This window comes from Arthrobacter sp. 49Tsu3.1M3, assembly GCF_900168135.1.
Lineage (GTDB): Bacteria > Actinomycetota > Actinomycetes > Actinomycetales > Micrococcaceae > Arthrobacter.
The window spans coordinates 125,824-137,688 of sequence record NZ_FUZD01000010.1 but is presented as its reverse complement, the minus strand read 5'-3'; the positions used below and the strand labels follow the sequence as shown (position 1 = coordinate 137,688).

Genomic DNA, 11,865 nt, shown 5'->3' with positions numbered 1-11,865 from the left:
GCTGGCGCCGGCGAGCACGGTGGATGCGCGCACGGTGCTGGCGGCGTTCAAGTCCCGGGACATGGTGGGGCACCTGCAGGCGCTGCAGCGGGTGGCCGATGCCAACGGCGGGAACCGGGCCTCGGGGACCCCGGGGTATGAGGAGTCGGCCCGGTACGTCGAGGAACAGCTCCGCGCGGCCGGGTACGCACCGGTGCGGCAGAGCTTCACGTTCAAGGAGGACGGCCGGCGCGGCAAGACGGTGGAGTCCTTCAACATCCTGGCCGACACCGGGGGCAATGCCGGGCATACCGTGGTGGTGGGCGCGCATCTGGACTCCGTGCGGGAGGGGCCGGGCATTGATGACAACGGCAGCGGGGTCGCGGCGGTCCTGGAGACCGCGCGGTGGATGAAGGAGGCCGGGATCGCGCCGGTTAACCGGGTCCGGTTCGCGTTCTGGGGCGGTGAGGAGGACGGCCTGTACGGGTCCCAGCACTACGTCGACGAGCTCAGCGCGGCCGAGATCGGCCAGACCGCGGCGAACCTGAACGTGGACATGGTGGCCTCGCCCAACGGGGTCCGCTCGGTCCATGACGGGGACGGGACGGACTTCGGCCACGCCGGCCCGGCCGGGTCCAAGGCGATCGAGGACGTCTTCTTCCGCTACTTCCAGGAGAACGCGCTGCCGGCGGAGACCACGCCCTTTGACGGCGGCTCGGACTACGATGCCTTCCTCTCGGCCGGCATTCCCGGCGGCGGGCTGTTCACCGGCGATGAGAAGAGGAAGACCCAGGCCCAGGCGCAGGCCTACGGCGGGGTGGCGGGCAAGGACCTCGATCCCTGCTACCACGAGGCCTGCGACACGATCGCCAACACCAACCCGGAACTGCTCACCGAAATGTCCGGCGCCCTGGCCTACGGCACCGTGGCCTACGCGATGGCCAGGACCGGCTAAACACCGGCTTCGCCTTTCCAGCGACTCTCAAGACGGTGTCGCATCCCTCGCCCCGTTCGCCGTCGCCGTCGCCGTCGGCCGAGGAAGTCGGATGTCCCTGGCGCCGGCGCCCATGTCCGGCGGATGCCCGGCGGCCGGCATTTTTCCGAGTAGCCCGGGGCCGCCAGGGGTGAGGAACCCCGCCGATTCGGGTAGTTAATCAGCCGTTTGAGGGGAAAAGACAGGTACCCGCTACTCAGGTGCTGTGATTTTCCTGAGATTACGATAAGAAACGGAAAAGCATTTGGGCAGGCGCCTAGGATCTGCCCAGTTCCCGCCGAGAGCACCTCTTCTAGAGCACCTCTATACGGGAGTAAATACGGGCCCCGTGAAAGCAACGGTCAGTGCGCCACAGGCGCTGCGCTGCCCCCTTCCCGCGCCCGTCATCCGGAAAACCCGGGCTGTGTTTACGCTCGGGCAACTTCGCTAGTCGGAAGTACGGGGGACATCGACAGATGGATATCTTCGAAAGCTTGGAGTCAGAGGTCCGCAGCTACTGCCGCAGTTGGGACACCGTGTTTGAACGTGCGTCCGGCAGCAGCCTCTACAGTGAAGACGGCAGAGAATATTTGGACTTCTTTTCCGGCGCCGGAGCACTGAACTACGGGCACAACAACCCGGTGCTGCTGCAGCCGCTGGTGGACTATCTTCAATCCGGCGCAATCGTGCATTCACTCGACATGAAAACACCGGCCAAGCGGCGCTTCCTGGAAACCTTCCGGGAGTTGATCCTCGAGCCCAGGAATTTGGACTACAAAGTCATGTTCCCCGGACCGACGGGAACAAACTCAGTGGAGGCGGCCCTGAAGCTTGCCCGGAAGGTTACCGGCAGGCAGCATGTCCTGAGCTTCACCAATGCGTTTCACGGGATGACCCTGGGATCGTTGGCGGTCACGGGCAATTCAATGAAGCGGCAGGGAGCCGGCGTTCCGCTGACGAACACATCGAGCATGCCCTATGACGGGTTCTTCAATGGTCAGATGCCGGACTTTCTATGGCTCCGGCAAGCCCTGGAGGACAGGGGATCGGGCATCGATAAGCCCGCAGCGGTCATCGTGGAAACCGTCCAGGGCGAGGGTGGGCTCAGGGCCGCCCGGGCGTCCTGGCTGCGCGGTCTTGCCGAGCTGTGCCGGCAACACGACATCCTGCTCATCGTGGATGATGTGCAGGCCGGATGCGGACGGACCGGGACCTTCTTCAGCTTCGAGGAGGCGGGGATCACTCCGGATATCGTCTGCCTGTCGAAGTCCATCTCGGGCTTTGGACTACCGTTGGCACTGACACTGTTCAAGCCCGGACTGGATATTTGGAAGCCCGGTGAGCACAACGGAACTTTCCGGGGGCACAACCCGGCATTCGTCACCGGCGCCGCTGCCCTGGAGCACTACTGGCGGGACGGCAGCTTCCAGTCAAGTGTCGCGGGACTCATTTCCCAGCTCCACGAGGGGCTTACCCAGATCGCAGCGGGCGTCGAAGGCGCCACGGTCCGCGGCCGGGGACTGCTCGCGGGTGTTTACTACCCCAACCCCGAGACTGCGGAGAAGATTGCGGCTGAATCCTTTGCCCGTGGTCTGCTCGTGGAAACGTCCGGACCCGAAGGTGAAGTGGTCAAGACGATGCCCGCGCTGACTATCAGCCCCGAGGATCTGCAGAAGGGACTCGATATTCTCGCTGCAGCCGCAGTGACTGTGACCGGGGAGCCGGTGGCCTTGGGATCAACCATTTGACCATCCGAACAGGGCAAAACGGCTCAAAGGGGCCAGTGCCCCTTGCAAGAATCGAAGTAGATTTCGGGGAGCAAAATGGGTACCCGCAAGGCAACAGCTTTCAATGACAGTGATCTAGCGGAAACCGACCGGGCGATTCCCCCGGGTAGTGTCATCGTTCAAAAGTTTGGCGGTTCGTCTCTGGCGGATGCCGCAGGTATCCTCCGGGCAGCCGAGCGGATCGCCAAAACGCGGACCAACGGCTATCGGGTCGTGGCGGTGGTGTCCGCCATGGGGGACACCACCGATGAACTCTGCGATCTTGCCGCGGAAGTCTCCGCCCGGCCCCTGCCTGTGGACCTTGACGCCCTGCTGAGCATCGGCGAGCTTGTGTCCTCCGCCCTTTTGGCGATTGCCCTGGCGGACCTCGGCCAGCTGCCCCGCACGTTTACCGGCAGTGCGGCCGGCCTCATTACCGACAACATCCACGGCAAGGCACACATCACTGACGTCAGGCCGGACCGCGTCCGCAGTAGCCTGGCCCGTGGCGAGGTCCCCATCGTCGCAGGATTCCAGGGCAGGACGCAGAAGCGGAACAGGGTGACCACGCTCGGCCGTGGCGGCTCGGATCTCACCGCGGTCGCCTTGGCCGCTGCGCTCGAAGCCGATATTTGCGAGATATACACGGACGTCGACGGCGTCTACACCGCGGACCCCCGGGTGGTCCCGACGGCGCGGAAGATCGAGATTCTCTCGAGCGAGGAAATGCTTGAGTTCGCCGCCTCCGGCTGCAAGGTACTGCACCTAAGGTGTGTTGAATACGCCCGCCGGTTCGGTATTCCGATCCATGTGAGGTCCTCCTTCGTGCCGGAGCCCGGGACGTTGATCCTGCCTGGCCTTGACCGTCATCCACTGCTCCAGCCCGCCAGGGAACAACCCGAGGTGACCGGAGTAGCCGGGGTCAACTCGGCGTCGAAAATCACTGTGGTGGGAATTCCGGACCAGCCGGACAGCATGGCACGCATCTTGCATGTCCTCTCCCGTTCCGGGGCGCATGTCCAGGCAATTGTCCAAAATACGGGCCCAGTCCCGAGGCGTTCCGACGTTGCCCTGATCGTGCCTGCTGCCCATGCAGGCAACGCCCTTGCTGTGCTGGATGCCGAAAAGGGAAGCATTGGATTTGAAGGTTTGCAGCACGACGACAAGGTGGGCCGGGTGTCCATTACTGGACTGGGCATGCGGTCGTCCCCGGAAATCTTCTGCACCTTCCTCAAGGCCCTGTCCGACGCCGATGTGGAGCTCGACCTTGTCGACATCTCCGAGACGTCCGTGGGGGCTGTCACGCACGCCGACCGGCTCGCGGATGCCGAGCGCGCTGTCCGGCTGGCCTTCGGCATGACCCCGGCGGACGAGGCAACGGCGGCGGGTCATGAAGGCCATCTCACACCCGCTGTTGGTCCCCCGCTCCAGACGTGGGTCCCGATTTCCGGCCAGGATATGACCCCTGTTCCGGCGGGTGACAGAACTGTGTCACGTCACTTCTAGCGAAGGAGCTAAAGGATGGGCAAGACCGCGAGGATCGGCAACGGCCTCACCAGACCTCCCGAGTTGCGGGGAATCATGTCGATGATCGGCGGCTCGGAAGGCGGAACTGTCCTGACGTCGGCTGCGCCCGATCAGGCCGCCCGCTGGCAGCGGGGTGAGCGGTTGGACCGGCTGTTTGAGGATAGTTGCGACCGCTTGCGGGAGCAGGGACGCAGCGACCAGGTTGCCGTCGATGCGGGGGACGTTGTCCTGACGTACACGGAGCTGGATGAGCGGGCTAACCAACTGGCGCGGCATCTCCTGGTGTGCGGTGCCCGGCCGGGTGACCGCATCGCCCTGCTGTTTGACCAGCCATGGCGGGCCTACGTGGCGATGCTGGCCGTTCTGAAGATCCACGCGGCCTATGTTCCCCTGGACCCTGGATTTCCCCCTGACCGTCTTCAGTACATTGTCGAGGACGCCAACGTGGCCATGGTCCTGTCTTTATCCCATCTGAGGGATCTGTTGCCTGAGGTAGCCGCCGTCACAGTGTGCCTCGATGATGTGCAGGCCCAGATCGACGCCAAGGATTCTTCCCGCCTGGGAAGCGAGGACCATGGCGGAACGAAGGATGAGCTGGCATACATTATCTACACCTCCGGCTCGACCGGCCGGCCCAAGGGCGTGGCAGTGGAGCAGGCCAGCATCTGCAATTTTGTCCGGGTGGCCTCAGACATCTACGGGATTGAGTCCACGGACCGCGTGTACCAGGGCATGACGATCGCCTTCGATTTCTCGGTGGAGGAAATCTGGGTTGCCTGGATGGTCGGAGCCACGCTGGTGCCCAAGCCGGGCCGGTCCAGCATGCTGGGTGCCGAACTCGCGGAGTACCTGCAGGAAAAACGGATCACTGCCCTTTGCTGCGTTCCAACGTTGCTGGCGACGCTTGACGAGGACCTGCCCGATTTGCGGTTCCTGCTGGTCTCCGGCGAGGCGTGCCCGAAGGATCTCGTGATGCGCTGGCACCGCCCCGGCCGGCGTTTCCTGAACGTCTACGGCCCCACCGAGGCGACCGTGACTGCCACCTGGTCGGTCCTGGACCCGGACCTGCCCGTGTCCCTCGGAGTGCCCTTGCCCACCTACACCGCGGTCATTGTGGATCCCGCCGAGCTTCGGGCCCTGCCGCGCGGTGAAATGGGAGAAATCGGCCTCGCAGGGGTGGGGCTGGCGCGCGGCTACGTGAACCGTCAGGACCTGACGGAGCGGGCCTTTGTCCCGGATTTCCTCGGAATTGAGAACAATCCCTCCGGCCGGATTTATCGCACCGGGGACCTCGGACGGGTGAACGACGACGGGCAACTCGAATACTTTGGCCGGATCGATACCCAGGTCAAAATACGTGGCTACCGCATCGAACTGAGCGAAGTAGAATCCGTCCTCCTGCAGCTCCCCGGCATTGCGCAGGCAGTCGTTCAGACCTACGAGCCGGAACAAGGAACCGTCGAGCTGGCCGCCTACTACACCCTGCGCCAGGACGTTGAGGGCGTGGATGCCCATGACCTCCACCGGATGCTGCGCACCAGGCTTCCCGGCTACATGGTTCCTGCCTATTTTGAACAGCTGGACTCCGTTCCCATGATGGCCAGTGACAAAGTGGACAGGAAGCGGCTACCCCGTCCCGAACACAGGATCAGCCGGGCGGCCGCGGGGTCCTTCACCGCCCCGACAACCGCCGCCGAAGAGGCCCTGGCCGCGCAGCTCGGCGCCGTCCTGAGCCTTGAGAAGGTTTCCACCGATGCCCACTTCTTCAACGACCTTGGAGCCGACTCGTTGTTGATGGCCCGCTATTGCGCCCGCATCAGGAAGGAAACCGCCCTGCCCGCAGCCGCCATGCAGGATATCTATGAGAACCCGACGGTCCGGCAGCTCGCCGCGTGCCTCGAAGCCCGGCACAGTGAATCCGTCCTCAGCGCGGCCGTAGCCGAGACCGAACCTGCGCGCCCGGTCCCGATGCCACCACCCAGCACCTTCCAGTTCGTCATGTGCGGGGCAATCCAGTTGCTGATTTTCCTGGGTTACACTTCGTACGCTGCTTCCCTGCTGATTATCGGCTTCCAGTGGACATCGGGGGGTAGCAATCCATTTGACATGTGGCTGCGGTCCATTGGTTTCGGCGCTGCCATGTTCCTGATCCTGTCCGTGACGCCGATCCTCGCCAAGTGGGTTCTGGTTGGGCGGTGGAAGCCGGGCAACATCCGAATATGGAGTCTGGCTTATCTCCGTTTTTGGGCAGTCAAGACACTTACCAGAGCAAATCCACTGGTCTTGTTTGCCGGCTCTCCCCTGTATGTGGTGTACCTGCGGCTCCTGGGCGCCAAGATCGGCAAGGGAGCGGTGATCTTCTCGCGGAAGGTGCCTGCGTGCCCGGACCTGCTCAGCGTCGGGGACAACACTGTCATCCAGAAAAACTCATCGTTCCAATGCTATCGGGCGCGCTCGGGCATGATTGAAACCGGTCGCGTGATGCTGGGTAGAAATGTGCTTGTTTCGGAGAAAACCACGCTGGACATCGGTACGTCGATGGGAGACAACACACAGCTGGGACACGCTTCATCGTTGCAGACCGACCAGGCTGTACCTGATGGACAAACCTGGCACGGTTCGCCTGCGGCGCGCACCAACACCAATTACCTGCGCGTCCCGGCCGCCAATTGCAGCACGCGACGTAGGGTCATTTTCAGCGTCCTCCAGTTGTTCAACCGTTTGGTCCTGGTGGTTCCGGCGGGCATTCTCGGGCTGGCCGTCCTCCTGCCGCCGTACCTGAGCACTGGACACCTGCAGTTGGGCTCCCCAAACTTTTTCATAGACGTACTCGCCGTAACGCTGATTCTTTTCGTTGTCGGGCTGATCACCGGCCTGATCGTCATCTTCAGCATCCCGCGTTTGCTCAACCGCTTCATCAAGCCGGAAAAGGTCTATCCCCTGTACGGTGTGCACTTCACTATCCAGCGCATGATGGCCCGCGTGTCCAACGTCAAACTGTACAAAGACGTCTTCGGCGACAGTTCCTACATCGTGCACTATCTTAAGGCCTTGGGTTATAACCTCGGCAGGGTGGAGCAAACCGGGTCAAACTTCGGCCCCACGCTGGCCCACGAGTCGCCGTTCCTGAGCTCAGTGGGGACAGGCACCATGGTCGCGGACGGCCTCAACATGATGAACGCCGACTTTTCAAGCACGTCGTTCCGGCTCTCACGGGTTCACCTGGCTGGCCACAATTTCCTCGGTAACGCCATCAGTGTTCCGATCGGATCCAAGGTCGGGGAGAACTGTCTTTTAGCCACGAAAGTGATGATTCCGATCGACGGTCCGATCCGTGCCGATGTGGGTCTGCTGGGGTCACCGCCGTTCGAGATCCCCCGGTCTGTTCAGCGTGACGCCCAGTTTGATGAACAGACGATTGCAGAGGCGCGGAACAGCGCTCTCCCGGCAAAGAACCGGCACAACATCCTGAGCATGGTGCTGTTCCTGGCCGTGCGCTGGTTCCTATTGTTTGTCGCCACGCTCAGCGCCGCCGTTGCCGTGTCGGCATTCAGCTTCCTCGGTGTGCTGGCGATCGCAGCCATGATGCTCACCCTGCTGTTGTTCCGCGTACTGATTGCCGTGGTTGTTGAGCGCTCGGTCATGGGCTTCCGCCACCTGAAGCCGCAATACTGCTCCATCTACGACCCCTACTTCTGGCGGCACGAACGTCTATGGAAGCTGCTAGCCATGCCGGGCTTTAACGGAACTCCGTTCAAGCCCGTAATCTGGCGAATGCTTGGCGTGAAGGTTGGCAAGCGGCTCTACGATGCCGGCGCCAACATACCGGAGAAAACTCTTGTGGCTATCGGTGATGACTGTGCATTCAATGAAGGATCCACCATTCAGGGCCACTCCATGGAAGACGGGGCCTTCAAGTCCGATTACATCGTTCTCGGCAACCGCTGCACCCTTGGCGTGGATTCCTGGGTCAATTACGGGGTGACGATGCAGGATGGTTCGTCACTCGGTGCCGACGCCCTTCTGATGAAGGGCGAAGACGTTCCGGAAAATGCAATATATTCCGGCAATCCGGCGCGCGAGGTGACAAGCCCCGTCGCCCCCGAGCCGCTCGCGGCCGTGGTTTCTGGGAGCCTTCGCCACGGCGTTCCGCGCCACGGTGGCGCCCGCCACCGTGAAGCCGTCGCTGCACCCGCTGGACTCGTCAGATTCTCGAAGGCAACTTACGCAACTCACGGAACGCACAGGGCTCCCAAAGCAGCACGAACCCAAGTCAAGCCTAACGTCGAGGCCGAGGACAAGGCAGGGACGCCGGGTTCTGGTTCCTAGTGCGAACTGGTTGGCAGGGGAGCGTCTTCGGGGAAGTCGTCGGGGAAGTCCTCGGTCACGGCCGGCCCGGAATGGCGTCCACGGCGCAGCGGCTTCTGTAGTGCCCTGCGCTCGCGCCGGCCTTCCACGAGCCGGTACAGCACCGGGACCAGGATGAGTGTGAGGGCGGTGGAGGACACCAGGCCGCCGATCACCACGATCGCCAGGGGCTGGGAGATGAATCCGCCGCCGCCGGTCAGTCCCAGCGCCATCGGTGTCAGCGCGAACACCGTGGCGAGCGCCGTCATGAGGATGGGGCGGAGGCGCTGGCGGGCGCCGTGCGTGATCGCGTCCGCCACGTTCATCCCGGGTTCGCCGTTTCGCGGCTGGCGGTACTGGTTGATGAGGTCGATCAGCACAATCGCGTTGGTCACCACGATGCCCACGAGCATCAACATGCCGATCAGCGACGGCAGGCCCAACGGCACGCCGGTCACCACGAGCAGGGCGATTGCGCCTGTCGCGGCGAACGGGACGGAGACCAGCAGGATCAGCGGCTGCACGAGCGACTTGAACGCAGCCACCATGATCACGTAGACGATCGCGATGGCGGCCAGCAGCGCGAACCCGAGCTGGCGGAACGAATCGGCCTGCTGCGTCGTGGCGCCGCCGATCGTCGCGGTCACCCCGGGCGGCAGCTGGACTGACTTGAGCCGGTTCTGCACCTCGGTGCTGACCGCGCCGAGGTTGGAGCCCGACGGCGTCACCGAGACCCGCGCGGTGCGCTGGCCGTTGCTGGCGGTGATGGAGACGGGGACGTCCACCTGCTCCACCGAGGCGATGCTGCCCAGCGCAACGGCGCCGGCCGCCGTCGGGAGCGGGATGTCCCGGACGGCCTCAATGCTCGTGAAGCGGGTGCCCTCGCCGATCCGGACCGGGAAGTCGTTGGTGTCGATGCGGACCGTCCCGGCCGGAATCGGGCTGATCGTGGCGGCCAGGACCCCGGCCACGCGCTCCTCGTTCAGGCCGGCCGCAACGGCCTTGGCGCGGTCCACTTTGACCTGGACCACCGGCTGGCTGGCGGCCAGGTTGGTGGCCACCTCGCTGCTGCCCGGGACACCGTCCATGGCCTTGACCATCGCGTCACTGGCCGTCTGGAGATCGGCGGTGGTGGCGGCCTTGAGGGTGATGTCCACGGTTGAGGAAGTGCCGAAGCCGCCCTGCTGGGAACCGACCGTGATCTTTCCGGCGTCGCCGAGCTTGGAGAGTTCGCTGCGGACGGTCTCCTGGAGCTTGCCCTGGTTGGCTTTCTCGTCCGTCACCACGGTGAACGTCGAATTGGACGCGCCGGAGGAGAGCAGGGCCGAGAAACCGGTCTGGGCGTTGCCGGTGGTGGCCTGGACGTCCTTGATTCCGTCGATGCCCCGCAGGGTGTCCTCGACGCGGATCGCCGAAGCGCTGGCCTCGTCAAGGCTGGTCCCTGCGGGCAGGGCCTGCTTGACGGTCATGCTGTTCTCGCCGGAACGGCCCAGGAGGTCGGTGGCGAGCAGCGGGGACATCGCCACGGTGCCGGCAAGCACCAGGGCGGCGGCGACCAGGGTGAGGACCGGGTGCCGCTGCGTGCCGGACAGGACAGGCAGGTAGCCGCGCTGCAGGAGCGTGCTCTGCTCGGCCTCGTGCGCCTTGGAGGCGATGCCGGCGGAGGAAGCCGGAGAGCCGGTGACGGCGGGTGTGCGCAGGAACCAGTAGGCCAGCACCGGCACGATGGTCAGCGAGACCAGCAGCGAGGAGAGCAGGGCAATGGTCACGGTCAGGGCGAACGGCCGGAACAGCGCGCCGGCCAGGTCGCCGACGAAGGCGATGGGCAGGAAGACGGCCACGGTGGTCAGGGTGGACGCCGTGATGGCGCCGGCGACTTCGCGGATGGCGGTCCCGATCGCGGTGATCTTGTCCTCGCCGTAGCTCAGGTGCCGTTTGATGTTTTCGATGACCACGATCGAGTCGTCCACGACGCGGCCGATCGCGATGGTGAGCGCGCCAAGGGTGAGGATGTTGAGTGAGTAGCCGGTGCCCGAGAGGCCGATGAACGTGATCAGCAGGGACAGCGGGATGGACACGGCCGTCACCAGGGTGGCGCGTACGGACATCAGGAACACCAGGATCACCAGGACGGCGAAGCCCAGTCCCAGCAGGCCCTCGGTGGTGAGGTCCTTGATGGACTTCTCGATGAACGGCGCCTGGTCGAAGACCGGGGTGAATTTGGCGTTGGAGCCAAGCTCGGCCTCCAGCTGCGGGATGGCGTCCTTGACCGCATGGGAGATCGCGACGGTGTCGCCCTCGGGCTTCTTGGTCACGGACAGGGCGAGGGTTTCCTTGCCGTTGGTCCGCGTGATTGACGTGCGGGCGTCCTCGACCAGGCTGACATCCGCAACGCTGCCGATCGTTGCCGCATCGCGGGCCGCGCCGAGGGGGAGGGCCTTGATCGCGTCGAGGGAGTCCACCGGGCTGCCGATCTGCAGCGAGAGGGTTTTGCCCTGTTCCTCGACGGTGCCGGCCGGGACCAATGCACCGTTGTTCTTCAGTGCGTCGCTGATGGACTGGAGGCTCGCGCCCGATGCCGCCAGGTCCCGCGGCCGCGGCAGGATCTGGATGTGCTGCGTGGCGCCGCCGGTCACGTCGGCGCCGCGCACGCCGTCGAGCTTCTGCAGCCGGGGGACGCTGAGCCGGGCGAGATCGGCGTTGAGTTCACTGAGCGGCTTGTCCGAGGACACGGCGAGGAAGACGATCGGGAAGTCGCTGATGCTCCCGGCGATCGCCTGCGGCTGGACGTCCTTCGGCAGGGCCTGCTTGGCGTTGGAGATGGCGCGGTCGATCTGGTTCCGGGCCCGGTCCAGGTTGGAGCCGTAGGTGAACGCCAGGGAGATCTGCGAGACTCCGTTCCGGGACGTTGACGACGTCGACTCCAGCCCCTCGACGCTGTTCAGCGCCTTTTCCAGCGGGGCACTGATCTGCTTGTCCACGACTTCCGGCGACGCGCCGGGCATCGAGGAGATCACGGTGATCTGCGGGAACTCGATGGAGGGGATGAGTTCCTGTTTCAGCGAGGACATCGTGATCACGCCGAAAACGCAAGCGAACACCGTGATCAGCGCGATCAGGGCCCGGTTGGCGAGAGACAGCTTTGCGAGCCGGAACATCTCATGGTCTCCTGGTGGGTCGGGGGCGTCCTGCACAACGGGACATCAAAAAACGGGGACGTCACGGGTTGCAGCGGTCCCAAACCAGCAGTGTAAACCAGCCGCGGCCGGGCAC

Annotated in this window: 5 protein-coding genes; 4 read left to right on the top strand and 1 reads right to left on the bottom strand. The window is 64.3% G+C overall.

Annotated elements, in window-relative coordinates; all coding sequences use genetic code 11:
• The 4 genes from B5X90_RS12740 to B5X90_RS12725 all read left to right on the top strand — a co-directional run.
• A partial coding sequence (locus B5X90_RS12740) for a M20/M25/M40 family metallo-hydrolase (RefSeq protein ID WP_143264743.1) occupies nt 1–934 on the top strand: 934 nt, incomplete at its 5' end.
• A 494-nt stretch (nt 935–1,428) separates the two neighbouring features.
• On the top strand, nt 1,429–2,700 hold the full coding sequence (gene ectB / locus B5X90_RS12735; protein ID WP_079553553.1) for a diaminobutyrate--2-oxoglutarate transaminase: 1,272 nt from the start codon (nt 1,429–1,431) through the stop codon (nt 2,698–2,700).
• A 75-nt stretch (nt 2,701–2,775) separates the two neighbouring features.
• Nucleotides 2,776–4,224, top strand: a complete 1,449-nt coding sequence (locus B5X90_RS12730; protein ID WP_079553551.1) for an aspartate kinase — start codon at nt 2,776–2,778, stop codon at nt 4,222–4,224.
• Nucleotides 4,225–4,239: 15 nt separating this feature from the next.
• On the top strand, nt 4,240–8,574 hold the full coding sequence (locus B5X90_RS12725) for a Pls/PosA family non-ribosomal peptide synthetase (RefSeq protein ID WP_079553549.1): 4,335 nt from the start codon (nt 4,240–4,242) through the stop codon (nt 8,572–8,574).
• Here the strand turns inward: B5X90_RS12725 and B5X90_RS12720 are convergent.
• The gene (locus B5X90_RS12720) at nt 8,571–11,750 is read right to left on the bottom strand and encodes an efflux RND transporter permease subunit (protein WP_079553547.1); all 3,180 of its coding nucleotides are present in this window, start codon (nt 11,748–11,750) and stop codon (nt 8,571–8,573) included. The two genes, B5X90_RS12725 and B5X90_RS12720, sit on opposite strands and share 4 nt — an antisense overlap.
• Between the last annotated feature and the right edge of the window lie 115 nt (nt 11,751–11,865).